This is a genomic window from Saccharothrix sp. NRRL B-16348 (assembly GCF_001280085.1).
Lineage (GTDB): Bacteria > Actinomycetota > Actinomycetes > Mycobacteriales > Pseudonocardiaceae > Actinosynnema.
The window spans coordinates 91,990-118,683 of the sequence record NZ_LGED01000231.1; the positions used below are offsets into that span (position 1 = coordinate 91,990).

The 26,694-nt window shown below is 72.2% G+C and carries 30 protein-coding genes and 2 pseudogenes; 18 read left to right on the plus strand and 14 right to left on the minus strand.

The features are described from left to right. Positions 1 to 13: 13 nt before the first annotated feature. Positions 14 to 1,054 (minus strand): serine hydrolase, encoded by a 1,041-nt coding sequence (locus ADK67_RS35225; RefSeq protein ID WP_157621142.1) that lies wholly within the window; start codon positions 1,052 to 1,054, stop codon positions 14 to 16. 99 nt (positions 1,055 to 1,153) lie between these two features. On the opposite strand from ADK67_RS35225, the gene ADK67_RS35230 reads away from it, so the two are divergent. Beyond that, positions 1,154 to 1,861, plus strand: a complete 708-nt coding sequence (locus ADK67_RS35230; RefSeq protein ID WP_053720885.1) for an SDR family oxidoreductase — start codon at positions 1,154 to 1,156, stop codon at positions 1,859 to 1,861. Here ADK67_RS35230 and ADK67_RS35235 read toward each other — a convergent pair. Beyond that, a complete protein-coding gene (locus ADK67_RS35235) occupies positions 1,815 to 2,771 on the minus strand; it encodes a helix-turn-helix transcriptional regulator (protein WP_053720939.1) in 957 nt (318 codons plus the stop codon). The two genes, ADK67_RS35230 and ADK67_RS35235, sit on opposite strands and share 47 nt — an antisense overlap. A 42-nt stretch (positions 2,772 to 2,813) precedes the next feature. Between ADK67_RS35235 and ADK67_RS35240 the strand changes: the two genes are divergently transcribed. Further along, on the plus strand, positions 2,814 to 3,482 hold the full coding sequence (locus tag ADK67_RS35240) for an alpha/beta fold hydrolase (RefSeq protein ID WP_053720886.1): 669 nt from the start codon (positions 2,814 to 2,816) through the stop codon (positions 3,480 to 3,482). A 9-nt stretch (positions 3,483 to 3,491) separates the two neighbouring features. Next, positions 3,492 to 4,223, plus strand: coding sequence for a maleylpyruvate isomerase family mycothiol-dependent enzyme (locus ADK67_RS35245; RefSeq protein ID WP_053720887.1), 732 nt, complete (start codon positions 3,492 to 3,494; stop codon positions 4,221 to 4,223). A gap of 241 nt (positions 4,224 to 4,464) precedes the next feature. On the opposite strand, the gene ADK67_RS35250 is transcribed toward ADK67_RS35245, so the two are convergent. Together ADK67_RS35250 and ADK67_RS54100 are read right to left on the minus strand one after the other, a co-directional pair. Continuing rightward, positions 4,465 to 6,396 carry a glycoside hydrolase family 9 protein gene (locus ADK67_RS35250; protein ID WP_231648498.1) on the minus strand — a complete coding sequence of 644 codons (1,932 nt, stop codon included), beginning with the start codon at positions 6,394 to 6,396 and terminating at the stop codon, positions 4,465 to 4,467. After that, positions 6,377 to 7,201, minus strand: a pseudogene (locus ADK67_RS54100) (cellulase N-terminal Ig-like domain-containing protein); the annotation flags it as partial. The pseudogene ADK67_RS54100 and the gene ADK67_RS35250, both read right to left, overlap by 20 nt. Here ADK67_RS54100 and ADK67_RS54860 point away from each other — a divergent pair. From ADK67_RS54860 to ADK67_RS48370, 4 genes and pseudogenes are all read left to right on the plus strand, one after another. Then, a complete protein-coding gene (locus tag ADK67_RS54860) occupies positions 7,143 to 7,268 on the plus strand; it encodes a hypothetical protein (RefSeq protein WP_269436104.1) in 126 nt (41 codons plus the stop codon). The pseudogene ADK67_RS54100 and the gene ADK67_RS54860 overlap by 59 nt on opposite strands. 348 nt (positions 7,269 to 7,616) lie before the next feature. Beyond that, a pseudogene (locus ADK67_RS54865) lies at positions 7,617 to 7,997 on the plus strand (LLM class flavin-dependent oxidoreductase); the annotation flags it as partial. Between the two features lie 77 nt (positions 7,998 to 8,074). Beyond that, positions 8,075 to 8,482, plus strand: a complete 408-nt coding sequence (locus ADK67_RS54870; RefSeq protein WP_269436102.1) for an LLM class flavin-dependent oxidoreductase — start codon at positions 8,075 to 8,077, stop codon at positions 8,480 to 8,482. Continuing rightward, on the plus strand, positions 8,479 to 9,978 hold the full coding sequence (locus ADK67_RS48370; protein WP_063797837.1) for an alpha/beta fold hydrolase: 1,500 nt from the start codon (positions 8,479 to 8,481) through the stop codon (positions 9,976 to 9,978). The genes ADK67_RS54870 and ADK67_RS48370 overlap by 4 nt, the downstream gene beginning before the upstream one ends. Here the strand turns inward: ADK67_RS48370 and ADK67_RS35265 are convergent. Next, a complete protein-coding gene (locus ADK67_RS35265; protein WP_053720888.1) occupies positions 9,951 to 10,460 on the minus strand; it encodes a carboxymuconolactone decarboxylase family protein in 510 nt (169 codons plus the stop codon). The genes ADK67_RS48370 and ADK67_RS35265 overlap by 28 nt on opposite strands. Positions 10,461 to 10,737: 277 nt before the next feature. Between ADK67_RS35265 and ADK67_RS35270 the strand changes: the two genes are divergently transcribed. Further along, a complete protein-coding gene (locus ADK67_RS35270) occupies positions 10,738 to 11,805 on the plus strand; it encodes a glycoside hydrolase family 19 protein (protein WP_053720889.1) in 1,068 nt (355 codons plus the stop codon). 33 nt (positions 11,806 to 11,838) lie between these two features. On the opposite strand, the gene ADK67_RS51555 is transcribed toward ADK67_RS35270, so the two are convergent. Further along, complete coding sequence (locus tag ADK67_RS51555) at positions 11,839 to 11,994, minus strand: hypothetical protein (RefSeq protein WP_157621145.1); 156 nt, start codon at positions 11,992 to 11,994, stop codon at positions 11,839 to 11,841. Between the two features lie 101 nt (positions 11,995 to 12,095). Beyond that, the gene (locus ADK67_RS35275; RefSeq protein ID WP_082404269.1) at positions 12,096 to 13,172 is read right to left on the minus strand and encodes a C40 family peptidase; all 1,077 of its coding nucleotides are present in this window, start codon (positions 13,170 to 13,172) and stop codon (positions 12,096 to 12,098) included. Positions 13,173 to 13,306: 134 nt separating this feature from the next. Between ADK67_RS35275 and ADK67_RS35280 the strand changes: the two genes are divergently transcribed. Continuing rightward, positions 13,307 to 14,047 (plus strand): lytic polysaccharide monooxygenase, encoded by a 741-nt coding sequence (locus tag ADK67_RS35280; protein WP_053720890.1) that lies wholly within the window; start codon positions 13,307 to 13,309, stop codon positions 14,045 to 14,047. 88 nt (positions 14,048 to 14,135) lie between these two features. After that, positions 14,136 to 14,702, plus strand: a complete 567-nt coding sequence (locus ADK67_RS35285; protein ID WP_053720891.1) for a DUF305 domain-containing protein — start codon at positions 14,136 to 14,138, stop codon at positions 14,700 to 14,702. Here ADK67_RS35285 and ADK67_RS35290 read toward each other — a convergent pair. After that, on the minus strand, positions 14,699 to 15,601 hold the full coding sequence (locus tag ADK67_RS35290) for a pseudouridine synthase (RefSeq protein WP_053720892.1): 903 nt from the start codon (positions 15,599 to 15,601) through the stop codon (positions 14,699 to 14,701). The two genes, ADK67_RS35285 and ADK67_RS35290, sit on opposite strands and share 4 nt — an antisense overlap. Before the next feature lie 2 nt (positions 15,602 to 15,603). Then, entirely contained in the window at positions 15,604 to 16,182 is a 579-nt protein-coding gene (locus ADK67_RS35295) for a DUF4386 domain-containing protein (RefSeq protein WP_063797838.1), read from the minus strand. A gap of 89 nt (positions 16,183 to 16,271) precedes the next feature. On the opposite strand from ADK67_RS35295, the gene ADK67_RS35300 reads away from it, so the two are divergent. After that, a complete protein-coding gene (locus ADK67_RS35300) occupies positions 16,272 to 16,937 on the plus strand; it encodes a TetR/AcrR family transcriptional regulator (RefSeq protein WP_053720894.1) in 666 nt (221 codons plus the stop codon). On the opposite strand, the gene ADK67_RS35305 is transcribed toward ADK67_RS35300, so the two are convergent. Further along, positions 16,921 to 17,544, minus strand: a complete 624-nt coding sequence (locus ADK67_RS35305) for a DUF4230 domain-containing protein (RefSeq protein ID WP_053720895.1) — start codon at positions 17,542 to 17,544, stop codon at positions 16,921 to 16,923. The genes ADK67_RS35300 and ADK67_RS35305 overlap by 17 nt on opposite strands. A gap of 22 nt (positions 17,545 to 17,566) precedes the next feature. Continuing rightward, entirely contained in the window at positions 17,567 to 18,247 is a 681-nt protein-coding gene (locus ADK67_RS35310; RefSeq protein ID WP_053720896.1) for an SDR family NAD(P)-dependent oxidoreductase, read from the minus strand. Positions 18,248 to 18,357: 110 nt separating this feature from the next. On the opposite strand from ADK67_RS35310, the gene ADK67_RS35315 reads away from it, so the two are divergent. The 7 genes from ADK67_RS35315 to lipB all read left to right on the plus strand — a co-directional run bounded on the left by ADK67_RS35315 (position 18,358) and on the right by lipB (position 23,362). After that, the gene (locus ADK67_RS35315; protein WP_053720897.1) at positions 18,358 to 18,591 is read left to right on the plus strand and encodes an acyl carrier protein; all 234 of its coding nucleotides are present in this window, start codon (positions 18,358 to 18,360) and stop codon (positions 18,589 to 18,591) included. Beyond that, a complete protein-coding gene (locus ADK67_RS35320; RefSeq protein WP_053720898.1) occupies positions 18,578 to 19,789 on the plus strand; it encodes a beta-ketoacyl-[acyl-carrier-protein] synthase family protein in 1,212 nt (403 codons plus the stop codon). Before ADK67_RS35315 ends, ADK67_RS35320 begins: the two co-directional genes overlap by 14 nt. A gap of 13 nt (positions 19,790 to 19,802) precedes the next feature. Continuing rightward, a complete protein-coding gene (locus ADK67_RS35325; RefSeq protein ID WP_053720899.1) occupies positions 19,803 to 20,774 on the plus strand; it encodes a beta-ketoacyl-ACP synthase III in 972 nt (323 codons plus the stop codon). Further along, entirely contained in the window at positions 20,771 to 21,118 is a 348-nt protein-coding gene (locus ADK67_RS35330; RefSeq protein WP_053720900.1) for a 3-hydroxyacyl-ACP dehydratase FabZ family protein, read from the plus strand. The genes ADK67_RS35325 and ADK67_RS35330 overlap by 4 nt, the downstream gene beginning before the upstream one ends. Then, positions 21,112 to 21,543 carry a 3-hydroxyacyl-ACP dehydratase FabZ family protein gene (locus ADK67_RS35335; protein ID WP_053720901.1) on the plus strand — a complete coding sequence of 144 codons (432 nt, stop codon included), beginning with the start codon at positions 21,112 to 21,114 and terminating at the stop codon, positions 21,541 to 21,543. Before ADK67_RS35330 ends, ADK67_RS35335 begins: the two co-directional genes overlap by 7 nt. A 268-nt stretch (positions 21,544 to 21,811) precedes the next feature. Then, the gene (locus ADK67_RS35340) at positions 21,812 to 22,582 is read left to right on the plus strand and encodes a pentapeptide repeat-containing protein (protein WP_053720902.1); all 771 of its coding nucleotides are present in this window, start codon (positions 21,812 to 21,814) and stop codon (positions 22,580 to 22,582) included. A gap of 99 nt (positions 22,583 to 22,681) precedes the next feature. Further along, positions 22,682 to 23,362 (plus strand): lipoyl(octanoyl) transferase LipB, encoded by a 681-nt coding sequence (lipB, locus tag ADK67_RS35345; protein WP_053720903.1) that lies wholly within the window; start codon positions 22,682 to 22,684, stop codon positions 23,360 to 23,362. 15 nt (positions 23,363 to 23,377) lie between these two features. On the opposite strand, the gene ADK67_RS35350 is transcribed toward lipB, so the two are convergent. Genes ADK67_RS35350 through ADK67_RS35360 form a run of 3 tightly spaced genes read right to left on the minus strand, consistent with a single transcriptional unit; the run spans position 23,378 to position 26,420 of the window. Continuing rightward, positions 23,378 to 23,584: a hypothetical protein gene (locus ADK67_RS35350; protein WP_053720904.1), complete on the minus strand. Its 207-nt coding sequence runs from the start codon at positions 23,582 to 23,584 to the stop codon at positions 23,378 to 23,380. 26 nt (positions 23,585 to 23,610) lie between these two features. Further along, positions 23,611 to 24,657 carry a terpene synthase family protein gene (locus tag ADK67_RS35355; protein ID WP_053720941.1) on the minus strand — a complete coding sequence of 349 codons (1,047 nt, stop codon included), beginning with the start codon at positions 24,655 to 24,657 and terminating at the stop codon, positions 23,611 to 23,613. After that, complete coding sequence (locus ADK67_RS35360; protein WP_053720905.1) at positions 24,654 to 26,420, minus strand: 1-deoxy-D-xylulose-5-phosphate synthase; 1,767 nt, start codon at positions 26,418 to 26,420, stop codon at positions 24,654 to 24,656. The genes ADK67_RS35355 and ADK67_RS35360 overlap by 4 nt, the downstream gene beginning before the upstream one ends. Positions 26,421 to 26,694: the final 274 nt, after the last annotated feature.

Consider the following 26,694-nt stretch of genomic DNA (forward strand, 5'->3'; position numbering starts at 1 on the left):
CTTCGGTGCGTGATCAGCCGCCGTTGCTCGGGCGGTACGGCTGGGCGCGGTAGGTGCGCGGGGTGTTCGCGGTGATGCGGAGGACCGAGTCGTACAGCGTGCGGCCCAGGGCGGCGCGGGCCCGCAGCGCCGGGTGGGTCGCGCTGTAGTTGTCGGCGTTCGCGGCCTGGTTACCGGCGAACTGGCCGGACGCGAACAGCGCGAACGTGATGATCGGCTTGCCCGCCGCGTCGAACACGATGCCCGCCTCGTTGCGGCCGTCCTCGAACCAGCCCGCCTTCGTCGCCACGTTCAGCCGCTCGGCCGACGACAGGTCGAGCCGGATCCCGTCGGTGAACGACGTCAACGACCGCAGCACCTTCAGCAGGTGCTCGGTCGACGCCGCCGACAGCAGCTCACCGGCCGCGAGCCTGCGCAGCAGGGTGTACGTCTCCCGGGGCGTGGTGGTGCCCAGGAAGAACCGGTTCGGGTTGGCGACCGGCACGACCTGCGTGTGCACGAAACCCTTCGAGCGCAGGATCTCGTTCAGCTCCAACGCGGGCACGACCAGGCCGCACAGCCGCACCGCCGTGTTGTCCGACACCGTCAGCAACGCCGCCAGCGCGTGCCCGACCGTCACCGAGCTCGGGTACGCGCCGTCCAGCCCGAAGATCCCGTCGGTGTCCTGGATGACGATGGCCTGCGTGACGTCGACCCGCTGGTCCAGCGTGATCAGGCCGCGGTCGACCTTGTCCAGCACGGCCACCGCGACGGCGATCTTGTTCACGCTGTACGCCTCGACCACGCGGTCGGCCTCGGCCTCGACGGCGGGCTTCACCGTGCCGTCCGGGTCGGCCACGCCGATGTAGGACGACCACGTGCCACGCGCGCGCGACACCAGCGCCGAGTACTTCCACGCGATCTTGCGCCGCGCCTGGTCGGCCGTCGTCGGGATCAACGCGTCCCACTCCGCCTCGGTGGTCTGCGCCTGTGCCGTGCCGGCGGTCGAGCCGATCACGGCGCTCGCCGCCGCGACCGAGCCCAGCCCCAGCGCGAACCTGCGGTTGATGTTCATGTGCCCCCAATCAGTGGATACGCCTCTTACGACGCCCCGAGTGGCTCAAATGTTGCTCCGAACCGGTGAATCTGATCTAACCAGCGGTAACCTCCGGTCATGGGACAAGGGGTATTCCTGGTCACGGGGGCCGGCCGGGGCATCGGCGCGGCCACCGCGCGGCTGGCCGCCGAGGCGGGGTACCGGCTGGTGCTGACGGCCCGCGACACGGCGAGCCTGGCCGAACTGGCGGCCCGGCTCGGGGGGCCCGACCGGGTGTGGGTGGCCTCGTGCGACGTGCGGGTGTACGAGCAGCTCGCGGCCCTGATGGGGCAGGTCGAGGAGGAGTGGGGGAGCCTCGACGTGGTGTTCGCCAACGCGGGCGCGAGCGTGACCACCTCGTTCACCTCGACCGACGGCGCGCCGCCCGCCGAGTGGAGCGACATGGTGCTGACCAACGTGTGCGGACCCGCGTTCACGGCACGGGCGGCGATGCCCGCGTTGATGCGCCACGCCGGCCACCTGGTGCTGACCGGGTCGGCGGCCGGGCGCGGGGTGCGGCCCGGGAACCTCTACTCGGCCACCAAGTGGGCGGTGACGGGGCTCGCGCAGGCGATCCGCGCCGAGTGCGTCGGCACGGGCGTCCGCGTCACGCTGGTGCAGCCCGGCCTGACCGACACCGGCGGCATCCCGCCGTCGCGCGCCGGCGACCCGAAGCTCGCGCCGGAGGACGTGGCCCGCGCCGTGCTGTACGCGGTGAGCCAGCCGCCGAACGTGGACGTCAACGAGATCCTGGTGCGCCCGGTCGGCCAGGACGCCTACCGGTGAGCCCCGCGCCGACCGCGCGCAACGCGTCCAGCACCTCGGGCGTCGCGTCGAGCGCGTAGGGAGCGCCGAGCAGCAGCAGGTCCGCGGCCACGTGCTCGATCTCGTTCGCGCCCAAGCGCACCCGGCACGTCTGGTCGTCGACCGGCTCCACCCGGCCCGGCAACGCCACCACCAGCCGTGATCGCACCGCGGCCGCCGGCGCGTCGACCACCGCCGTGCAGGTGTACCGGTACGGGGCGGTGGTCAGCGAACGCGCCACGTACGCGGCCGGGTCCTCCGGCAGCTCACGGGGCGTGAAGCGACGGCCTGTGGCGCGCGGCGCGTCCATCCGGTCCACCCGGAACGTCCGCCAGTCCTCCCGCGCCGGGTCGTACGCCAGCAGGTACCAGCGCCGGTAGGCGGTCACCAGGCTGCGCGGCTCCACCCGCCGCTCCTGCCCGCGGTGCGTGAACGCGACCACCTCGTGGTCACGGCACGCCGACGCCAGCACGCCGAGCGCCGCCGGGTCGGACACCGGGCCGTTCACCGCCATCACCGCGATCGCGTCCCGCACCGCCCCGATCCGCTGCCGCAGCCGGGCGGGCAGCACCTGTTCCAGCTTCGCCAACGCCCTGGTGGACGACTCCTCGATGCCGTGCACGCCCGCCGCCGTGCGCAGGCCGACGGCCACCGCCACCGCCTCGTCGTCGTCCAGCAGCAACGGCGGCAGGTTGCGGCCCGACGCGAGCCGGTAGCCGCCCGCGGTGCCCGTCGTGCCGTCCACCGGGTAGCCCAGCTCGCGCAGCCGCCCGATGTCGCGGCGCACCGTCCGGTCCGTCACGCCGAGCCGCTCGGCCAGTTCCGGCCCCGTCCAGTCACGCCTGCCCTGCATCAGCGACAGCAGGCGCAGCATCCTCCCCGGCATCGTCATCACGGACATCCTATGTCCTAAAGGGCTTCTAGCGTGGTGTCCATGACGACTTACGTGCTCATCCCCGGCGCCTGCCACGGCGGCTGGTACTACGACCCGATCTCCGAACGGCTGCGTGCCGAGGGCCACGAGGTGCACGCCGTCACGTTGAGCACCGGGCGGGTCAACCTGGACGACCACGTGGCCGAGGTGCTGGACCTGTTCGAGCGGCACGACCTGCGCGACGTCGTGCTCGTCGGGCACAGCTACGGCGGCATGGTGATCACCGGCGTGGCGGACCGCGTGCCCGAGCGGGTCGGGACCCTCTTGTACGTGGACGCGTTCGTGCCGCGGGACGGCGAGTCCGCGTACGACATCGTGCACGGCGACTGGCGCAAGTGGTACGTCGAAGGCGCGGCGGGCGACGGGTTCGCCATGGCGCCGCTGCCGATCTTCGACGAACGCGCCACGCCCCACCCGCTGGCCACGCTGCTGCAACGGGCGTCGATCACCGGCGCCGTCGACCGGGTGACCGACCGCCGGTACCTGTTCATGGCGGACTTCCCGGACAGCCCGCTGGCCACCACCTACGAACGCCTGCGCGACGACCCCGGCTGGCAGGTCGAGGCGTGGGCCTCCGGGCACAACGTGCTGCGTGACGCGCCGGAACGCTTGCTGGCGGCGTTGAAGTCCGCAAGTCCGGATAAGAGGGTGCTCGACCGCACCCCCTAGCGTGGACGGATGAAGGTCCACGACATGCTCGTTGAAGAGCGTCGGCGGATGGCGGACCTCCTCGACGGGTTGGACCCGGGCCAACTGGCCACGCCCAGCCTGTCCACGGGGTGGACCGTGCACGACGTCGGCGCGCACCTGATCACCTACCTCAGGTTCGGCCAGCTCAAGATCTACTACGGCATCGTCACGATGGCCGCCGACTTCGACCGGCTCAACCGTGAGCTCACCGCCCGGGCGGCCCGGATGCCCACCTCGGAGATCGCCGCCAGGCTGCGCCGGTGGGCGACGTCGAAGACCACCATCCCGCGCTCGGGCTACGACCCCGTGCTGGCCGACATCCTGCTGCACGACTACGACATCCGCGTGCCGCTCGGCATCGGGCGGGACATGCCGGAGGACCGGCTGTGGGTGGCGTTCCAGCACCTGGCGGCCAAACCGTCACCGGGTTACGCGGTGGGCTCCCGGTTGGCGGGGCTGCGGCTGGAAGCGGAGGACACCGGCTGGGTGTCCGGCAGCGGGGCGGTGGTGCGCGGCGACGCCGAGTCGCTCGTGCTGGCGATGAGCGGCCGTGCGGTCGGGCTCGACGCGCTGGAGGGCGAAGGCCTGCCGCTGCTGCGGGAACGTGTCGCCGCGCCGCCGCCGCGCGGACCGCTGGAACGGCTGAAGACCGTGGTCAAGGTCGTGGTCGACCCGCCGCCGGTGGAGCGCCGTTCCCGGGACGCCATCGGCGGTTCGTGAACCACTCGCGTGTCGAACCTTCAGCGCCCGCGTGTCGAACGCTCACGTCCTCTGAATTCAACATTCAAGTTGGGCGTCGGTCGTTCCGAGTGTTGAACTCGGGGGTCCTGAAGGTTCGACACGCGGGACCTGAGCGTTCGACACGCGAGGTTGTGGAAACGAACCGGTGGCGGGCTCCGTGGGGAGCCCGCCACCGGTCATGCGGTCGGTCCGTGGTGCCGGACCGTCCGTTCTTGTGGGACTACCCCACGGTGCAGGGGTTCCCGTTCACCCGGAAGTCGGTCGGCTTGGTCGTCGTCGAACCCGACCCCCAGGAGTTGAAGCCGATGCCCGCCGAAGCGCCGGGCGCCAGCGTGCGGTTCCACGACAGGTTCGTCGCGGACGCCGCCTGACCCGACTGGGACCACTCCGCCGACCAGCCCTGCGAGATCTTCTGCTGGCCCGGCATGGTGAACTCCAGCTTCCAGCCGTTCCAGGTCTGGGCGCTGGTGTTGGTCACCGTGATGTTGACCGACATGCCGGTGGGCCAGGTCGAGGCCTGCCAGACCACCTTGCAGTAGCCCGCCACCACGTCCGGCTTGGTCCGCACGTTCACCTGGGGCGACATGGCCGAACGCAGGTTCGCGCCGTTCTTCGCCACCACGGTGAACTTGTAGGCCGTGTCCGGCCGCAGCCCCGTCACCGTGGCTGTCGGCGAGGTGACCGTGGCGACGACGCGCAGCGCGTCACCCTCGATCGAGATGACGTCGTACTCCTTGACGCCGCTCTCCGGGTCGGTCGACGCGGTCCACGTCAGCTTCGTGCCCGTCGTGGTGATGTCCGAGGCCACCGGGGTGCCCGGGGTCGACGGCGCGGTGGTGTCGACCGGCGGCGCGGACGTGACCTTCTCCGCCGCCCAGCTGGCGATCCACGCGAACGCGGAGTTCCAGTTGACCGTGACCTCGTTCACCGAGTACGCCTCGATGTGGTCCACGAAGCACTTCTGCGCCTTGCAGCCGGCGAGCAGGCGCGCGGCGATCGGGTCCTGCAGCGCGCTGTTCGGACCACCCGAGAGCGCGCCGGGCGGCGCGGTCGGGAGGGTCGGGTCGAGCTGGTTCGCCCAGTGCCGGTGGTGGACGTTCTTCACCGGCTGGTCGCCGTAGCCCGAGACGTACGAGTACGACATCGGGTTGCGGCCCAGCAGGTAGTTCAGGCCCTGGAACACGCCCTCGCGGTACTTGGCCGCGCCGGTGAAGTCGTGCGCCAGCGCGAGCACCGAGATGTTGTTCGCGACCAGGCCGTTGGAACCCCAGTCGTAGCCCTCCAGCGGGCGGTACGGCGCGGGGTAGCCCTGGGTCGACATCTGCGACAGGTGGGCGTCCGCCACGGTGGTGAACGCCGACTTGATCGCGGTGACGTCGGCGGCCGGCAGGCCGTTCGGCACGAGGGCGAGCGTGATGTCGCCCAGCGGGCCGGTGGAGCCCCAGTCGAAGCCGCGGGCGGTCAGGCTCTTGCCCTTGAAGTGCGTCGACGCCGTGAGGTCGCTGCGGTAGGAGGCCTCACCGGTGGTGGTGAACATCTCCGCCGCGGCCCAGTAGAACTCGTCGGTCAGCGTGGCGTCGCTGTAGGAGCCGCCGCCGGTGCCGTCGTTCGGGTCGGCGATCTTGTTCGGGTTGGCCTTCGCCGCCGCGTACGCCTTGGTGGCCGCCGCGAGCGCCTTCGCCGAGAACGCCGGGTCGATCGTCTTCCAGATGCGCGCCGCCTGCGCGGCCACGGCGGCCGTGTTCAGCGTCGCGGCCGTGCTGGTCGCGGACAGCCTGCGGGCCTGCGGGTCCAGGTGGGGCAGCAGCGGCAGGCCGGTCCAGTTCTGGTCGTGGATCTTGTGGTGGACCATGCCGTCGGGCGCCTGCATCTTCAGCAGGAACTCGACCTCCCAGCGCGCCTCGTCCAGGATGTCCGGGACGCCGTTGGCCTTCTCCGGGATGTTCAGCTTGCCGTCGCCCAGCGCCGCGGCGTCGCCGATCAGCTTCGCGCGCTCGTAGGTGTTGAGCACCTGCCACGCCGAGATGCCGCCGTTGACGACGTACTTGCCGTGGTCGCCCGCGTCGTACCACGCCCGCGTCGTACCAGCCGCCGCGCACGTCCAGCGTGTAGCCGCACGTGATGGTCGCGAGGCAGGGGACGTTGTTGTCACCCTGGTTGGGCGCGACGTTGAGGTGGCCGGCGGGGCGCGCGTACTCCGCGCCCACGTACTGCGCGTCGATCTCGATGCCGCTGCGGTTGTGGTAGAAGTACGCCAGCGAGTCGTACCGCAGCTTCTTGATCTGGTCCGTGGCGATGTCGAACGGGAAGCTCGTCTCCGTGCCGACGGTCAGCGTGTAGCCGGTGCCCGCGGTGTCGAACGACGAGAAGTCGATCAGGTGCGTGGAGTCGCCCGATTCGGCGTCCGCGCCCTTCGGCGCCGTCTGGCCCGAGGCCACCGTGGCGCCCGCGGAGTTCTTCAACGCCCACGGCTGCGGCGTGGTCGCGTCCGAGGTCAGGGTCGCGTGCTTGGGCAGGCCCGGCACGTAGGAGACCTGGTTGACGTTGATCTTCTTCGGCGGGTTGGCCGGGTCGCCGCCCGGCGGCTTCACGCCACCGATCAGCGAGACGTTGTCGACGCAGACCGTCGTGTCGGCCGCCTGCGCGCCCAGGTGGAAGGTGACCTGGCCGGGGCCCGCGTCCGGGAAGTCCAGCTCCGAGGTGAACGTGAAGGTGAACCGCTGCTTCGTCGTGGTCAGCGCGACGTCGTGCTTGGCGATCTGCCGGTACGGGCTGACGCCCTCACCGGCCACCGCCGCCGCCGGCCGGGCGACCGAGGCGTACGCGTCGAACGACATCGTGTAGGACTGGCCCGCCTCGAACGGCACGCCGTTCTGGCCGATCAGGGAGTCCCACGGGTTGACCGTGCCGCCGGTGACCGTGGCGCACAGCTCGCCGTTCACGACTCGGTTCGACACGCCCGCGCTGGCCCACCACGGGTCGGCCGAGCCGCTGCTGAACGCGCCGTTGACCAGCCGTTCGTAGTCGGCCGCGTAGGCCGTTCCGGACGCTAGCGCGCCGCTCACCGCCACTAGTGCGAGGGCTGCGGTGGCCTGGCGGCGCCACCGGGGAGAAGGAAGCGATCTCATGGACTTGGGTCTCCTCCGTCTGCTCTGACGGTTGACGACGACGCTTCTGGGAGCGCTCCCTGGGAGCGCTCCCAGGGACTCTAGAGTGACTCGCCGCACATTCACAACCCTGGATTTGACCTCCAGTTAACTTGAGGTCACAGGCTGTGAGCATGAACTCGGGTGGATCACCAGGGGATGCGGCGCCGCCAGTGCGTTCGACAGGGTTCGACGAGTTGGGCGCCGCCTTCGGGGAGGTGCGGTGATGGACGTCGGGATCACGTTGCCGGGCTTCGGTTCCGACGCGGTGGAGCACGCGCAGCACGCCGAGGGGCTGGGGCTGGAGTCGGTGTGGCACGGCGACCACCTGATTCCGGTGAACCCGTTCCTGGACGCCGCGCTGGTGCTCGCGACGGTCGCCGCGTCCACCAATCGGATCAAGCTCGGGTTCGGCGTGATGGTCCTGCCGCTGCGGCCGGTCGCGTGGGCCGCCAAGCAGGTCGCCACCTTGCAGCACCTGTCCGGGGAACGGGTGCTGCTCGGCGTCGGCAGCGGGGGCGACGCGCACGGTGAGGCGGCGTGGCGCGCGGTCGACGTGCCGTTCGCGGAACGGGGGCGGCGGACGGACGCGTCGCTGGCCGTGCTGCCCGACCTGGTGCGGGGCGAGGCGGCGTCGGTGCACGGGCAGGACGTCGTGCTGTCGCCGGGTGCGGCGATGCCGCGGTGCTCGTCGGCGGTGGCGGCGGGGTCGCGTTGCGGCGGGCGGCGAGGTTCGGTGACCACTGGTACCCGGCGTTCGTGCCGTTCCGGGCGGTGTCGTCGGGGCTGGCGCGGTTGCGGGAGTTGGCGCAGGAGCACGGGCGGCCGGTGTGCGGGGTGACGGTCGGGGTGAGCGTGGCGCTGGGCGACGTGCCCGAGTCCGTGGTGGAGCACCGGGTCCGGTCGATGACCGACTACGGGCTGACCGAGGAGCAGGCGCGGGAGGTGCTCGTGACCGGGTCGGTAGAGCGGGCGCGGGACCACTTCGGACGGCTGGCCGAGGCGGGCGCGGACCGGGTGGTCGCGATGCCGTTCACCGAGGACCGGTTCCGCCAGGCCGAACTCGTCGCCCGCGCTACGGTGGCGGGATGACCGAGCGGACCTTGACGGCCAACGGCGTCGACCTGTGCGTGGAAACGTTTGGCACGCCTGCCGATCCGGCGGTGCTGCTCATCGCCGGCGCGACCGGGTCGATGCTGTCGTGGGCCGACGGGTTCTGCGCGCGGCTGGCGGACGGCGGGCGTTACGTCATCCGGTACGACCACCGCGACACCGGCCGGTCGGTGACCTACCCGCCGGGCGAGCCGGGCTACGGGTTCACGGACCTCGCGGCGGACGCGGTGGGCGTGCTGGACGCCTTGGCGGTGGAGCGGGCGAACGTCGTCGGCATCTCCATGGGCGGCGGCCTCGCGCAGCTCCTCGCGCTCGACTTCGCCGACCGGGTGGCGTCGCTGACGCTGATCGCCACCAGCCCGGCCGGCCCGAACGCGCCGGACCTGCCGCCCATGTCGCCCGCGCTGCTGGCGCACTTCGCCGCCGGCGCGCCGGCCGCGCCCGACTGGACCGACCGCGACGCCGTGGTCGAGCACCTGGCGGCGGCGCAACGGCCCTACGCCGGGCCGCGGCCGGTGGACGAGGAAGCGGCGCGCGCGGAGGCGGGGCGGGTGTTCGACCGGGCGCGGAACATCGCGTCCAGCGCCAACCACTTCGAGGTCGGTCGCATCGAGTCGTGGCGGCCCCGGTTGGGCACGATCGCGGCGCCGACGCTGGTCCTGCACGGCGACGTGGACCCGCTGACCCCGCCGGGGCACGGCGAGGCGATGGCGCGGGAGGTGCCCGGCGCGCGGTTGCTGCTGCTGGAGGACTGCGGTCACGAGCTGCCGCCGGGCGTCTGGGACGTGGTGGTCCCGGCGATCGTGGCGCACACCGACCTGGCCAAGCCGGGGCGCGACGAGACGATGGCGCGGATCCGGCGGCTCGGCTCGGTGGACGCGGGCACGGCGTTCGAACGGCTCTACGCCGCCGCTGCCCGCGGCGAGGTGGACGTGCCGTGGCAGCGGGAGGAACCGCACCAGCTGATCCTCGACCGCTTCAAGGGCGTGGACGGCACGGGAAAGCGCGCGCTCGTCGTCGGCTCGGGCTACGGGCAGGACGCCGGGTTCCTCGCCGGGTTGGGCTTCGACACCGTCGGGTTCGACATCTCGCCCACCGCCGTGGGCGTGGCGGCGGAGCGGTTCCCGGCCGCGCGGTTCGTGGTGGCAGACCTGCTCGACCCGCCCGTCGAGTGGTCGGGCGCGTTCGACGTGGTGGTGGAGGTGCTGATCGCCCAGGCGCTGCCGGCCGACGTGCGGCCGGCGGCCATCGCGAACATGCGCCGGTTCGTCGCGCCCGGCGGCACGTTCGTCCTGCTCTCCCACGCCCGTGACGACGACGAGCCGTCACCCGCCGGCCCGCCGTGGCCGTTGGTGCGCGCGGAGGTCGAGTCGTATGCCGACGACGACCTCCGCGCGGTGCTGGTCGACCGCACTGGCAACCGGTGGTGGGCGGAGTTCCGCCGCGATCAGCTGATGCCGATGATGGAGATGTAGCCGTTGGGCACGATCTTGTCGGCCATCCGCTGGTAGGCCTCGGGCTCGTCGGGTGCCCACGTGGCCAGCCCGTCGACGTAGCGGTTGGCCGCGCAGAACATCGCGGCGATCAGCACGGTGTCGTGCACCTCGATGTCCGTCGCGCCGTTCTCCTTCGCCTTCGCGATCAGCTCGGACGTCACCGCGCGCCCGCTGTCGGTGACCGCCGTGGCGATGTCGAGCAACGCGATCATCTTGGGCGTGTGCTCGTAGTCCTCGGGCAGCTGCGCGGCGGCGAAGGCGGCGTGGGAGCCCGCGCAGAACTTGCACTTGTTCAACTCGGAGACGTGCGTGGCGATCAGCTCGCGCTCGCCGCGGGTCAGGTCGCTCGGGCCCCGCAACAGCACCTCGGTGAGCTCGGTGAGCGGTCGGCCCGTCTCGGGGCGGTAGTTCATCAGGCCCGCTATCCCGGGCAGGGTGTTGTCCAACTCGATGTGCGGCATGTGATCAGTGTCCCGAGCGGGAAAGGCCTGGTCGAGCGGCGAACGGGCGAACCACAACACAGTTATGCAACGCGGTCGCCCAGGTCGCCGCACCCGTTCGCCCGCACGGCGGGCGCGCGCTGCGTCCGGCCGCGCGTCCACGGTCGTGTGAGCGCTCCCATGGAATCCGGCCAAATGTGGACATGATTCGCCTTCGGCCTTGACTGGTGTAGACCATTTCCGGTTGAGTGGCCCCCGTCACACGTCCGAGGGCGCTCGAACGGAAAAGAGTGATCTTGTGTCGAGATTCCGCGCACTGGCGGCGATAGCCGCTTTCGTGGTCGGGGCGGCGCTGACCGTCGCGGTGGCCAACACCGCCGCCGCGGCCGCCTGTGCGTCCGCGTGGACACCGTCGGCCGTCTACACCGGCGGCACGACGGCGTCGCACGCCGGGCACAACTGGCAGGCCAAGTGGTGGACCCAGAACGAGACCCCCGGCTCGGCCGCGGTCTGGGCCGACCAGGGCGCGTGCGGCGGCACGACGCCTCCGCCGTCCGCCTGCGACTACCCGGCGTGGGTGCAGGGCCAGTGGTACACCGCCGGCAGCATCGTGCGCTACACCGACGGCAAGTACTACATCGCCGAGCACGACAACCCGGGCTACGACCCGATCATCAGCACCTGGTACTGGAACCCCCACGACTGCGGCTCGACTCCGACCACCACGACGAGCACGCCTGCGCCGGGCGGCTTCGTGGTGAGCCAGGCGCAGTTCCAGCAGATGTTCCCGAACCGGAACCCCTTCTACACCTACGCCGGGCTCACGGCGGCGCTCGGCGCGTACCCCGGTTTCGCCAAGACCGGCACGGACACCGTCCGCAAGCAGGAGGCGGCGGCGTTCCTGGCCAACGCCAACCACGAGACCGGCGGCCTGGTGCACGTCGTCGAGCAGAACCAGGCGAACTACCCGCACTACTGCGACGCGGGGCAGCCCTACGGGTGCCCGGCCGGTCAGGCGGCCTACTACGGCCGCGGTCCCATCCAGCTCAGCTGGAACTTCAACTACAAGGCGGCGGGCGACGCGCTCGGCCTGCCGCTGCTGACCAACCCGTGGCTGGTGCAGAACGACGCCTCGGTGGCCTGGAAGACCGCCCTCTGGTACTGGAACACCCAGTCCGGTCCGGGCACGATGACCCCGCACAACGCGATGGTCAACGGGCACGGCTTCGGCGAGACGATCCGCAGCATCAACGGGTCGCTGGAGTGCGGCGGGCGCAATCCGGCGCAGGTCCAGAGCCGGGTCGACGCCTACCAGCGGTTCGTCGGCATCCTCGGCGTGCCCGCGGGCGCCAACCTGTACTGCTGACATGGGGTGACGGGGGTCGCGCGCCGGCCCCCGTCACCGCCCCGGGTGCGCGAGCACGGCCCACCCGAACGACCCCGGCGACTCGACCCGCGGCACGTCACCCGCACCGGGCAGCACGACCCGCGCCACTTCCGCGCCCCGGGAACGGCCCAGCAGCGCCATCTCCGCCAGTCCGAAGTGGACTCTCACGGCGCCGAGGTCGGCGAGTGCGCGGACCGTCGCGCTCGGGCCGGTCCCGGCGGATCACCCGCGCCCCGTCCAGACTGTCGAACACGTCCTCCGGCCCAGTGTCAGCCGACCAGCCGCCGGATGGCGCTGATCGGGCCGATCGAGTCGATGTCGGCGATCTTCACCGGAACGCCCTCGGTCGACGCGTGCACCGCGCGCACGCCGTCCACGGCCATGGCCACGTGCGACTGGCCGGCGTAGTAGATGATCAGGTCACCGGCCTGGACCTGCGCCCTCGTCACCGCCCGACCCGCCGTGGCCTGCACGTACGTGGTCCGCCCGATCGTCACGCCCGCCTCGCGGTAGGCGGCCTGGGTGAGGCTGGAGCAGTCCCACGTGTCCGGGCCGTTGGCGCCGAACACGTACTGCTCGCCGCGCTGGGCGAGGGCGAAGTTCAACGCCACGCCGGCTGCCCCCGGCGGCACGGCGACGTTCGACGTGTCGCCGGGAGCCGCGAGCACCGCCTTGTCGGCCGCGCTGAGCGACCGGTACTGCGCCCGCGCGTCCGCGACCTGCTCGTCCATCGCGGTCTTGCGGCCGGCGAGGTCGGTGACGATCCGGGCTGCCTCGCCGGCGGCGGTGGCCGCGCGCTGTTGCGCGTCCTGTGCGCCGACCGTGGCCCGTTCGGCGTCGTCGACGGCGGCCGACAGCCGGCCCAACGCCTCCTCGTTGTCCGCGGCGAGCACGCCGAGCGCGCTCATCCGGTTCAGGAAGTCCTGCTGCGAATCGCTGACCAGCAGCGCCGACAACCGGGTGAACCGCGCGCCCTCGAACGACGCCTCGGTGAGCAGGTCGACCTGCCCGCGGAACGCCTCCTGGTCGGCTCTCGCCCGTTCACCGAGCCGGGTCGAGTCGGCGAGGTCGGCGTTGGCGCGGTCAAGCTCGCCCTGCTTGGCCTTGAGGTCGTCCTGCGCCTTGAGGTGTTCCTCGTGCAGCCGTTCGGCTTCGCGCGACAGCTCTTCGTACGTCGCCAACGCGTCCGACGCGTTCGGCTGCGCGACGGCGGGCGCCGGCACGGTCAGCGCCGCGACGACGGCCGCGGCCAACGCGGTGGCGCGCCTACCGGGATGTGCGTTCACGGTGAGGGCTACGGGCGGCTGGACCGGTCGGTTCAGATCCTTGACCCGGATGACGTTCACGATTATGGTCTAGACCACATCGCGTGGTGTGACGCACCGTCCCCGGTTCGTCACGCGTCGCGTGTTCCGGCCGCCGCGGAAATGGACCCTGCCTTGGAGACCCCTCCCGGGTTTCCTCCGAAGGAGCTGGACACATGAGCCTGAAACGCAAGCTCGCGGTGGCACTGGCGGCCGTGGGCATCACCCCGTTCTTCGTCGTGATGTCGGCGGGAACGGCGAGCGCGCACGGCTACATCTCGTCGCCGCCCAGCAGGCAAGCGATGTGCGCGCAGGGCCGGATCTCCAACTGCGGCCCCATCGTCTACGAGCCGCAGAGCGTGGAAGGCCCGAAGGGCCAGCGCAACTGCCACGCGGGGCTGAGCCAGTTCGCCCAGCTCAACGACGACAGCCGGGCGTGGCCCACCACCCAGGTGGGCAACAGCGTGACGTTCAACTGGACGCTCACCGCGCGGCACGCCACCAGCACGTGGGAGTACTACGTCGGCGGCACGCGGATCGCCGAGTTCAACGACGGCGGCAGGCAGCCCGCGGCCACCGTGACGCACAACGTGGGCCTGGGCGGTCGCACCGGCCGGATCAAGCTGCTGGCGATCTGGAACATCGCCGACACGCCCATGGCGTTCTACTCGTGCGTCGACCTCCAGGTCGGCTCCGGTGGCGGCACGCCGACCACCACGACCACGCCGACGACGACCACGCGGCCGACGACGACCACGACGCAACCCCCGGTGGGCGGCACGTGGGCGGCGAACACCGCGTACTCGGTCGGCTCGCAGGTGACGTACGGCGGCGTCAGCTACCGCTGCATCCAGGCCCACACGTCCCTCGTGGGCTGGGAGCCGCCGAACACCGCGTCCCTGTGGCAGCGGCTCTGACTCCCTGACGCGGAGCCGATGTGACCGCAGCCCGCCCGCGCCGACCCTGTGACGGCGCGGGCGGGCCGTCCGGCGAAGGAGGACGACCTTGCGACGTCTCGCAGCCCTGGTGGCCGGTGTGCTCGTGCTGGCCGGTTGCGGCTCCACCCCCACGGCGGCCCCGCCGCCGGTGACGACCGTGGTGGAGAGCGACGAGTTCAACGAAACCGACGTGATGTTCCTCCAGATGTCCGTGCCGCACCACAAGGCCGGGCTGGAGATCGTGCGCCTGGCCAAGGACCGCCCCGTGCGCGCGGAGGTGAAGACCCTGGCCGCGGCCATCGAGGTCACCCAGCTGTCCGAAGTGGACTCGATGACGAAGTGGCTGGCGGACTGGGAGCGGCCGGAGACGGCGGGCGACAACCCGCAGCTGCACGCCGGCCACGGCGGCGACCACTCGACCAGCCCGGAGGCCATCGCGGAAGTGGCCGCGACCGGCGCCGGCGAGTTCGAGAAGGCGTTCCTGAACCTGCTCATCGGCCACCAGCACAACGCGGTGGCGATGGCGAAGCTGGAGAAGGAGGGCGGCGTCAACCCGCAGGCGAAGGACCTGGCGGAGCGGATCTTCCAGTCCCGCACCGCGCAGATCGCGCAGATGCTCGGCTACCTCGGTTAGAGGTCGAGCCGGAGCCCGCTGGTGAAGCGGCGGTGCTCGCCCGTCACCGGATCGGTGAACTCGAGCACCTTCGCCAGCAGCTGGAGCGGGTCGGTGAAGTCGTCCAACGGCTTCTCGCGCAGCACGGGGTAGAAGTCGTCGTGGCGGATGGGCACGCCCAGCGACGCCATGTGCAGGCGGAGCTGGTGCGTGCGGCCGGTGAGCGGCACGAGCCGGTACCGGCCCCAGCCGTCGCGGTGCTCGACCAGCTCGACGAACGTCTCGGCGTTCGGCGGGCCGGGCACCTCCTGCGCGGTGATGACGCCCTTGACCTTGACGATCCGGCTGCTCACCCGGGTCGGCAGGGTCAACGCGGGGTCGTGCGGCGCGATCGCCTCGTACTCCTTGTGCACCGCGCGGTCGGCGAACAGCGTCTGGTACTTGCCGCGCAGGGTCGGTTCGGCCACGAACATGACCAGCCCGGCGGTCACCCGGTCCAGCCGGTGCGCCGGGCTCAGGTGCGGCAGGCCGAGGTCGCGGCGCAGCCGGACGAGCGCCGTCTCGACCACGTGCTTGCCGCGCGGGATGGTGGCCAGGAAGTGCGGCTTGTCGACCACGACGATGGCGTCGTCCCGGTGCACGACCCGGATCTCGAACGGCACCGCCACCTCGTCGGGCAGGTCGCGGTGGAACCACACCGAGCCGCCGGGCGTGAACGCGGCGTCCGGGGCGATGGGCCCGGCGAGGTCGTACACGCGGCCCTCGGCGAGCATCAGGTCGATCCGCTCGGGCGCGACCCGGTGCAGCCGTTCGACCAGGTGGTCGCGAACGGTCGCCCACGGCCCTTCGTCGGGCAACCGCAGACGTGCCGGGTCGAGGCCGTGGCGCTGGTCGAGCGGCGGCCGGAGCTTGCGCCTCATCGTCACGCAGCGTACGCCGGGACCTTCGGCGTCGAGGCCGCGGGCGCGGCGAAGCCCTTGGCGATCAACAGGACTCCGAGCGCGAGCTCGAACAGGCCGCCCGGGACCGACAGCGCCACGCCGACGCCGTAGCCGAGGACTTCCAGGGCCGCGCCCAGCAGGAAGACGGCGTAGCCGACGACGCCCCACGCCGCGATGGCGCGGGGGACCAGGCGGGCGCGGAACAGGACCCGGCAGAACAGGATTCCCACGGCTCCCACGGACATCATCGCCAACTGGTAGCTGTAGTGGTTGCCCGCGGGCACCGGCTCCGGCAGGAGCACGAAGACGACGCCGACCGCCAGCAGCGCCGCCTCCACACCCCGGCCGACCAGGTACGCGTGCGCGGTGAGCTCGCTGTGCGGGCGCAGCACCGGGAACGCCAGCACGCCGATGGCGGCCACGACGGCGCAGTTCACCAGCATGAGCAGGCCTCCGACCGCGCTCGACCCCGCGTCGACCAGGGCGCTGCCGCCGCCGTACACGACGAACGCCACGAGGAACAGCGTCCCCACGGCCCGGCCGGTGGCTCTCGATGACATGGGGTTTCCCTTCCGCGGCACTGCCCGGCCTTACTTAGTAAGGCGGACGGTACCGTACTAAGTAAGGAACTGTCACCACCGGAGGTCGGATGTCGAAGTCGGGCGCACCACTGAGCCGGGAACGCGTCCTGCGCGCCGCCGTCGCCATCGCCGACGCGGGCGGGATCGCGGGGTTGACCATGCGGTCGCTCGCCGACGCGCTCGGGGTCAAGCCGATGTCCGTCTACCACCACGTCGCGAACAAGGACGAGATCCTCGACGGCATCGTGGACCTGGTCTTCAGCCGGATCGCACTGCCGACGCCCGGCGCCGACTGGCGGCCCGAGATGGTGAAGCGGGCGAACTCCGCGCGGGACGTGCTCCGGCGCCACCCGTGGGCGCTCGGCCTGCTGGAGTCGAGGACGGCGCCCGGCCCGGCGACGCTGCGCCACCACGACGCGACCATCGGCACGTTGCGCCGCGCGGGCTTCTCCGTCGCGATGACCGCCCACGCCTACGCCCTGCTGGACAGCTACGTGTACGGGTTCGCGCTCCAAGAGGCCGCGCTCCCGTTCAACAGCCCCGAGTCCGCCGCCGCGGTGACCGAGGACATCCTGGAGCACCTGTCGAAGGACGACTACCCGCACCTCGTGGAGCTGGCGACCGAGCACGTCCTGCGACCGGGCAACGACTTCGCCGGCGAGTTCGCGTTCGGGCTCGACGTGATCCTCGACGCCCTGGCGGCCTGGTTGCCCGACGTCAGTCCAGGTTCGTGAACTCGACCTCGTACCCGAGCGCGCCGAACATGCCGGTCAGCATCTTGCGCGTGTTGTCGTCGGCCCGCCGCACCAGCCCCGACTCGCGCGCCGCGTCCGCGATCTTCCGCTCCGCCGCCACGTAGAACGGCTGCTGGTCCTGCGTCTCCACCAGCGACGCCAGCCGGTCGAACAGCCCGCGCTCCTGCGCGAACACGTAACACCGCTCCTGGTCCAGGTTCGGCTTGTCCAGCACCGCGCCGGGCAGCGCGAGCCGCACCTTCCGCGCCTCGCCGGACGCGGTCGTCGGCGCCACCCGCAACGCGTCCTCGGCCAACCCGCCGAAGTCGACGTAGGCGTTCACCGTCCCGGCCGCCACGAACAGCGTCCGCTGCCCGGCCAACGCCGACGGCACGTACCGGACGTCGCGCTCGATGTCGAGCACCACCTGGAACTCGCCCGCCGAAGCGTGGTACTGGCTCAAGTCCCGCAACGACTGGAGCAACGCCGGCTGGCTGCGGTCGATCGTGTCCGTGCCCGTCAGGAACCGGGGCACCACCAACACCGCCGCCACGAGCACCCCGACCGCCACCAGCACCGCCGCCGCCACACCGATGCGCCACTTCATGCCGGCGGGATACCCAGGCGCACTACCAGGGAACCCGCTTCCCGTCGCGGAAGAACCCGCCCGTCGGCCCGTCGTCGGGCAACGTCGCCGCCCACACCACGCTCGCCGCGCCCTGCGCCACCGGCCGCCCGCCCGCGCCGCCCATGTCCGTGGCGACCCAGCCGGGGCACACCGCGTTGACCTTCATGCCGGGCAGTTCGGCCGCCAACATCAAGGTCAGCGCGTTCAACGCCGCCTTCGACGTGCCGTAAGCGGGCGTGCCGCCGCCCATCGACGCCAACGACGCGGCCTCGCTCGACACGTTCACCACGCGTGCCCGCCGTGCCGCCCGCAGCAGCGGCAGCAGGCCGAGCACCATCCGCCACGGCCCGTAGAAGTTGGTCTCCATGGCCTCCCGGACGACCCCCAGGTCGGCCGACGACGCCCGCTGCCAAGTGTCGTAGTGGATGGCCGCGTTGTTCACCAGCACGTCCAGCCGCCCGTGCCGCGCGGTCAGGTGCTCCACCAGCGCGGCCACCGACGCGTCGTCGGTCACGTCCAGCCGGTGGTGGTCGACGCCCAGCCGTTCGGCCGCCGCCCTGGCCTTGTCCGCGTCACGCGCGGTCAGCACCACGACGTGGCCGAGCGCGGCCAGCTGACGGCACACCTCCAGCCCGATGCCCCGGTTCCCACCCGTCACGACCGCCACCGGCGCGTCCGCCATGCCCGTGCACCCCCCGAGTCCGCTCCCCGGAGATTCTCCCTGGTTGGCCACTGGTCCGGGCGATGAGGTTCGATGGCGGGGAGGAGCCTGGTGAACGAGGAGAGATCGCCGTGTACGAGACGCTGAAGAACATCCTCGTCGACACGTTGAAGGTCGCGCCGGAGCAGGTCACCCCGGAGGCGACCAAGGACGACCTCGACCTGGACTCGCTCGCGTTCGTCGAGCTGTCGATGGTGCTCGGCAAGGAGCACGGCCTGCACATCAGCGACGACGAGCTGTTCGACATGGAGACCGTCGGCGACATCGTGGCGCTGATGGAGGAGCGCGCCGGTGAGCGGTCTTGACATCGCGGTGACCGGGCTCGGCCTGGTCACGCCGGGCGGTGTGGGCGTGGCGGCGGGCTGGGCGGCGGTGCTCGCGGGCCGGTCGACCGCCGCGCACGACCCGGTGCTCGCGAGCCACGAGGTGACGATCTCCTGCCGCGTGCCCGACTTCGACGCCGACGCGCTGCTCGGCGCGCGGCGGGCCGTCCGGCTCGACCGGTTCACCAGGTTGGCGCTGGTCGCGGCACGGGAGGCGGTCGCCGGGGAAGACGTCGACGCCTGGGACGCGGCACGGGTCGGCGTGGTGATCGGCACGTCCGCGGGCGGCGGTGAGACGTTCGAACGGCAGCACGGCGTGCTGCTCGCCGACGGCCCGACCGGGGTGTCGCCACTGGTGCTGCCGATGCACCTGCCGAACATGGTCGCCGGCCAGGTCGCGATCGAGTTCGGCTTCCGCGGGCCGAACCTGGTCGTGTCGACCGCGTGCGCGTCCGGCGCGACCGCGATCGGCGTCGCGTGCGACCTGCTCGCCGCGCGGCGGTGCGACGTGGTGCTCGCGGGCGGGGTCGACGCGCTGCTCAACCCGTTGACCATGGCGGGTTTCGCCCGGATGGGAGCGCTGTCGCGGCGGGACGACCCGGCGACGGCGTCGCGGCCGTTCGACGTCGACCGGGACGGGTTCGTGGCGGGCGAGGGCGCGGCGGTGCTGGTGCTGCGGCGCGCGGAGGACGCGCGGGCCGACGGGCGGCGGGTCCGGGCGCGGGTCGTCGGGTACGGCGCGACCGCCGACGCGCACCACATCACCAACCCCGACCCCGAGGGGCGGGGCGTGATCGCGGCGGCGAAGGCGGCGTTGGCGGACGCGGGCGCGTCGGCTTCCGACGTCGGGCACGTCAACGCGCACGGCACGTCCACGCAGCTCAACGACCTGGTGGAGGGCCGGGTGCTGGCGGAGCTGCTGCCGTCGGGGCCGCTGGTGACGTCGACCAAGGGCGTGACCGGGCACATGCTGGGCGCGGCCGGCGCGGCGGAGGCGGTGTTCACCGTGCTGGCGGTCGAGCAGGGCCTCGTGCCGCCGACGGCGAACCTCGCGACCCTCGACCCCCGGCTGGACCTCGACGTGGCGACCACCGCCGTGCCGCGGGAGGTGGACCTGGCGTTGAGCAACTCGTTCGGGTTCGGCGGGCAGAACGCGGTGCTGGCCATCGCGAAGGCGTGAGCGGGGAGGGACGATGACCTACCGCGGCGCGGTGATCCTCGGGGTCGGCGCGAGCCTGCCGGCACGGGTCGTCACCAACGACGACCTGGCCACCCGCCTGGACACCTCGGACGAGTGGATCCGGTCGCGCACCGGCATCGGCGCCCGGAGGTGGGCGGAGCCGGGCACGTCCACGTCGGACCTGGCCGTCGACGCGGGCGCGCGGGCACTGCGCTCCGCCGGTGCGTCCACTGTGGACGCGGTGATCGTCGCCACCACCACGCCGGACCGGTCGTGCCCGGCCATCGCGCCGGACGTGGCGGCCCGGCTCGGCATGGTCGGCGTGCCCGCGCACGACGTGGCCGCCGTGTGCACCGGCTTCCTGTACGGCCTGGCGAACGCGGTCGGCCTGATCGCGAGCGGCGCGGCGCGGACCGTGCTGCTGATCGCCGCCGAGACGTTCTCCACCATCCTCGACCCGGACGACCGCGGCACGGCGGTGATCTTCGGCGACGGCGCGGGCGCGGTCGTCGTCGGAGAGGGGGAGCCCATGATCGGTCCGTGCGTGCTCGGCAGCGACGGCACCGGCGCCGACCTCATCCAGGTGCCGGCGGGGGAGCGCTACTTCCGGATGAGCGGCAAGGAGGTGTTCCGGCACGCGGTCGAGCGCATGTCGGACGTCGCGCTGGACGCGCTGGCCCGCACCGGCCTCGGCCCGGACGACGTCGACCACCTCGCGCCGCACCAGGCGAACCGGCGCATCTGCGACGCCGTCGCGCGCCGCCTCGGCCTCGACGGGTCGAAGGTGCTGGCGGACCTCGACGAGGTCGGCAACACGGCCGCCGCCTCGATCCCCGTGCTGCTGGCCGACGCCGCCGCGGCCGGTCGGCTCAAGGCGGGCGACCGGGTGCTCACCGTGGCCTTCGGCGGCGGCCTGACCTGGGGCGCGGCCACGCTGGTGTGGCCGGACGTGACAGCGGACTTCGGCGTGCTGGGTGATCGGTGAGCGGCTACCTCGCGTCGCCGGTGGAGGTGCTGGAGCAGTCCGATACGACCGCCGTCGCGCGGATGGTCGTCGCGGCGGACGACCCGGTGTTCGCGGGCCACTTCCCGGACTTCCCGATCTTCCCCGGCGTGGCCGTCGTGGAGTTCGCGCACCGTGCCGCGACCGCGACGGGCGGGTTGCGGCTGGCCGCGATCGAGTCGACCCGGTTCGTGCGGCCGACGTTGCCCGGCACGACGTTGACCGTCCACGTGACCTGGGACGACGCGGGGCGGCGGTGTGCCGCGGCGGTGAGCGACGCCGACGGCGTGGTCGCCCGGGTCAAGCTGCGGTACGAGCCGTGCTGACCTCCGCCGACATCCTCCGACGGCTGCCGCACCGCTACCCGGTGCTGCTGGTCGACCGGGTGGCGGAGGTCGTGCCGGGCGAGTCGCTGACCGCGCTCAAGGCGGTCAGCGCCAACGAACCGTGGCACACCGCCGGCGACTTCCCGTCGACGTTGCTGCTGGAGTCGTGGTGCCAGGCCGCCGTGCTGCTGTCGTCGTGGGACCACCCGCTGCCCACCGGCCGGGTGGTGCTGATCGGCTCGCTGACGGACGTCGAGTTCCACCGGCCGGTCACACCGGGCTGCGTGGTCCGGCACTCGGTGCGGATCCTCTCCACCCGCGGCGACACGGTGGCGTTCACCGGCGAGTCGACCGTCGACGACCAGGCCGTGATGACCGTCGGCCGCGCCGTCACCACCACCCGTGCCGCCGCCGACCTCGGCTGACGAAGTGCGTTGACCGGCTGCGCCGCTTCGACCGGCATTCGGCGGCACCGCGCCGGCGAGCCGGTAGTCCAGCGGCAGGACCCGTCGGTGTTCCGCACTAATGCGGTCCGTTCGCGCGGGGCGCCGCGCCTCTGGATTATCTGCGACAGGCTGCGGTATCGTGCCCGCCCGGCAGAGTTCGCCGCTCGGTCTGCTGTGGTCACCGGTCGTCAAGGGCAATGGGCAGTTTCGAACAAGATGAGTCCTGATCACGTGAAGGTGGGTGGTAATGGCGCCGACTCCTTCTCCGGAGCCTCCTCGCAGACTTGTCAACTGGTCTGCGGCAACAGCACTGCTGACCGCTGTCGCGGCGGTCATCGCGGCGGTCTTCACCTGGGTCTCGGTCCAGGCCATCCAGAAGCAAGTCGATATCGCGCAGGCGCAGAACAGGATCGCCGAGCAGGGGCAGTTCACCGATCGGTACACCAAATCCGTCGAGCAGCTCGACCAGATGGGCGGAGACCACCTGCAGGTCCGCCTGGGCGGGATCTACGGCCTGGAACGCCTGGCCCACGACTCGCCCCGCGACCAGCCGACGATCGTCGAAGTGCTCTCCGCGTTCGTGCGGACCACCACCCCCGTGCCGAGCGCCGTCGACCCGTATTCCCCGATCACGTGCCCGTACGAGTCGGTCAAGCCTGACATCCAGGCCGCGATCCGGGTCATGGGTCGTCGAAACGCGAATCACGACAACGGCACGCGCATCGATCTGCGCCGTACCTGCCTGCGGACCGCGGAATTCGTCGACGCGCAGCTCGCCAAGGCGATTTTCGAACGCGTCGACCTGAGTTCGAGCAACTTCACCGGAGCCAACCTCGTCAAGGCCTACCTCTTCGGCGCGGATCTGACCACGGCCAATCTCGAAGGGGCCGACCTGCGGGGTGCGGATCTCAGCGGCGCGGACCTGAGCGGGGCGAACCTGGCCAAAGCCCTCCACGACGAGCACACCAAAGTGGAAGGCGTGAAAACGGACGGGCAAACGACCGGAAAATGGTGGTGATCCGTTCGCGCGTGCCGGCCGTCCTCGATTCTCGTCCACCCGAAACGCGTCCGCCGCCGAGCCGAGACCTGGGAACCTAGACTCGGGACCGTGGGTGCGATGCGGTTCGTGCACGGTGGGTTCGGGCGGGACGCGGTGCCGTACGAGCAGGCGTACGCCGAGCAACGGCGGCTGCACGCGTTGCGCGTCGCGGACGAGATCGGCGACGTCTGCGTGCTCCAGGAGCACCTGCCCGTCTACACGGCGGGCAAGCGCACCAAGGCCACCGCGTTCCCGACCGACGACGTCCCGGTGCTGACCGTGGACCGTGGCGGCGAGATCACCTGGCACGGTCCCGGTCAGCTCGTCGGCTACCCCGTGGTGAAGCTGCCCGTGCCGCTCGACTCCGTCGGCCACGTCCGCAGGCTGGAGGACGCGCTGATCGGCACGTGCGCCGAGTTCGGCGTGGCGACGGCCCGGCTCGCCGGGCGCAGCGGCGTGTGGGTCCTCGGCGCCGACGAGCCCGCGCCGGACGTGCCGCCGTCGGCCGCCCGCGCGCACGGGCAGCACCGCAAGATCGCCGCGATCGGCGTGCGCATCGAGCGGTGCACCAGCCTGCACGGGTTCGGCCTCAACTGCGACCCCGACCTGACCCCGTTCGACCGGATCGTGCCGTGCGGCATCGAGGACGCCGGCGTCACCTCGCTGTCCGCCGAACTCGGCCGTCGGGTCGCGCCGGCCGAGGTGGTGCCGGTGGTCGAACGTCACCTGACGAGGGTGTTCGCGGCCGATCGCCGGTGACGGCCGACTGCTCGGTCACTTGTCCACCCACAGCGTGTTGTTGTCGTCGCACTTCCAGTCGTCCCACTGGCCGCTGAACACCCCGGCCGCGCCGGCGGTCTGGCAGAGGTAGGCGTTGTTGAAGTCGCCCTGCTTGCGCCACGCGCGCTCGGACGGCGCGGTGGTGTGCAGCGCGGCGACGAGCGCCGCGGCGGTGGCGGTCATGGCGGTCAGTCGGTGCATGGTCGCTCCTCAGGTGAACGGGTGGATCACAGGTCGTCCCACCACCACGAGATGGCGGGGATCGGAAGGGGCTCCGTGCTCGGGTCGGACGGCCGCTCGGCCCAGCCCGGGTGAGGCGCGATGCCGTCGTAGCGGGGCACGTTGAGCGCCCAGTCGATGTTGCCGCGGATGGCGTGGCCGAGGCCGTCGAGGTAGGTCCGCAGCGCCTCGCTGACCGGCCGGGCCGTGACGATCTCGCGCAGCCGCAGGAAGCGCGTCATGACGCGGTCGCGCAGCCGCACCGCCTCCGCCGCCGCCTCGTCGCGCCGCAGGCCGCGGTGGTGGGCCAGCACGGTGACCAGGTTCGGGTAGTCGCGGCTCTCGCGCAGCTCGCGGTGCAGCGAGTGGAAGTCGTTGTCCCACGAGGCGACCGTGATCGCCATCTCGGTCAGCGCCCGCACCGCCGGCGAGTCCATCTCCGCGCCGGGCACCTCCGGGCCGTTGGCGATCTCCAGCAGCGCGATGGTCGGCGAGCCGCCCGCCGTCTGCAGGCGCAGGGCCGTGTACTCGGGCAGGTCCGGCAGGTGACCGCGGGCGCGGTTCGCGACCTGCCACGTCACCGAGAACAGCCACGCGCGGTGGGCGTCGGTGAAGCGCCGCGCCTGCGTCGGTGTGCGCAGCTCGTACATGCCGCGCACGATGTCCTGCACGGACCGCGCGTACCGGTCGTCACCCGGGTCGCACCACGGCGCGTCCATCACGCGCTGCACCGCGCCCGCCATCGGCGGGAACCGCGCGGGGTCGTCGCCGAACCGGCCGGTGTCGCAGCGCCGGTCGTCGAAGATGAAACCCCAGTACACCCAGCGCACGGCGAGCTGGAGGCCGTCGTAGTCGGCGAAGGGCGCGAACCGGGCGTAGAACTCGGCGCTCAACGTGTGGCGCAGCGACTCGCGCTGCCGGTCGTCCGCCGCCAGGCCGACGCGCTCGACCCAGGCCAGCGCGTCGCGTTCCGACTCGGCGACGCGGGGGTGGATGGCGGCGTCGACCGGGCAGTAGAACGGGTGCAGGTCGATGGGCGCGTCGACGGTGGTCACGCCGTCCACCCCGGCAGGAAGCGGGCCACCGTGCGGGCGATGCCGGCGGCGTCCAGGTCGTGCATGCGGAGGATGTCGGCACGCGAGCCGTGCGGCAGGAAGTCGTGGGGCAGGCCGAGGACGCGGATCCGGCGGCTCAGCCCGGCCTCGCGCAGCGCCGCGGCGACGGCCTCACCGATCCCGCCAGCGCGTACGCCGTCCTCCACGCACACCACGACCCGGTGCTCGGCGGCCAACGCCACCACCGCCGGGTCGACCGGGGTCACCCAGCGCGGGTCGCACACGGTCACGCCGATGCCCTCGCCGGCGAGCGCCACGGCGGCGGCCACCCCGTCGGCCGCGAGCCCGCCGACGGTCACCAGCAGCACGTCCCGCCGGGACGACCGGTGCAGCACGTCCACCCCGCCGAGCCGGTCGACCGCGGCGACGTCCGCGCCGATCGCGCCCTTGGGGAAGCGGACCGCGGTCGGCCCGTCGTCGGCGACCGCCTCGTCCAGCAGGTCCCGCAACCGCGTGCCGTCGCGTGGCGCGGCCACCCGCATCCCGGGCACGACGCGCAGCAGCGCCAGGTCCCACGCGCCGTGGTGGCTGGGACCGTCCTCGCCGGTCACCCCGGCCCGGTCGAGCACGAACGTCACCGGCAGCCGGTGCAGCGCCACGTCCATCAGCACCTGGTCCGCCGCACGGGTCAGGAACGTCGAGTACACCGCCACCAACGGCCGCAGCCCGCCCATGGCCAGGCCCGCCGCGCACGTGACGGTGTGCTGCTCGGCGATCCCGGTGTCGAGCACCCGATCGGGGAACGCCTCGGCGAACGCGGTCAACCCGGTCGGGTGCAGCATGGCCGCGGTCAGGCACACCAGGTCCGGGTGCCGGTCGGCGAGCACCAGCAGGTGCTGCCCGAACACCGACGTCCACCCCGGACCGCGGGCGGCCGACGGCGCGGACACGGCGTGCAGGTGGTCCACCGGATCGTTCTCCGCCGGAGGGTGACCCTTGCCCTTCTCGGTCACGCAGTGCACGACCACCGGACGTCGCAACACCTTCGCGGCGGTCAGCGCCTCCTCCACCCGGACGACGTCGTGCCCGTCGACCGGGCCGAGGTAGGCCAGCCCGAACTCGGCGAACACGCCTCCGCCACCGCCCGCGCGCAGGGCGGCGAGGTGCCTGCCCACCGCGCCCGCGGTCGGCGCGTACGACCGCCCGTTGTCGTTGAGGACCACCACCACCGGGTGGTCGACGCCGCCGAGGTTGTTCAACGCCTCCCACGCCATGCCGCCGGTGAGCGCGCCGTCGCCGACGACCGCCACCACGTGCCGGTCGTGCTCGCCGCGCAGCCGCGCCGCGCGCGCCAGACCGTCCGCATAGGACAGTGCGGTGGACGCGTGCGAGTTCTCCACCAGGTCGTGCGGCGACTCCGCCCGGCTGGGGTAGCCGGACAGGCCGCCCTCGCGGCGCAGGTCGGCGAACCCGTCGGCCCGACCGGTGAGCATCTTGTGCACGTAGGACTGGTGCCCGGTGTCGAACACGATCCGGTCGTGCGGCGACCGGAACACCCGGTGCAGTGCCAGGGTCAGCTCGACCACCCCGAGGTTCGGCCCCAGGTGGCCACCCGTGCGGCCCACCGTCTCGACCAGGCGTGTCCTGAGCTCGCGCGCCAACCCGTCCAGCGCGTCGCGCGGCAGGCCGGGCAGGTCGGCCGGACCGGCGATCGGTCGCGCCGGCGCCCGGACGGTCCTGGGCAGGGTGGTGGTGTCGGTCATCAGGCCACTCCGTGTGGTGCGAAAGCCCTTGCGGCAACGTGGGATGAGGCGAACGTGCCGCACTCGGACCGGCCGGTACAAGCGCGCCGACGCGTTTCACGCGAACGAGATCGCAGGTGCCACACGGACGAGTGCGTGTCGTTCCCGGAAATCGGGGAAGCGGCGTTCCCCAGCGTCGTCGGGAACGCGTCACCCCACGTCAAAGGGCGGATGTGCGGGCGAGAAGCGCAGGTGGGACCGGTCCGTCCGCCCCCGAACGGGGTCGCCGGCCCTC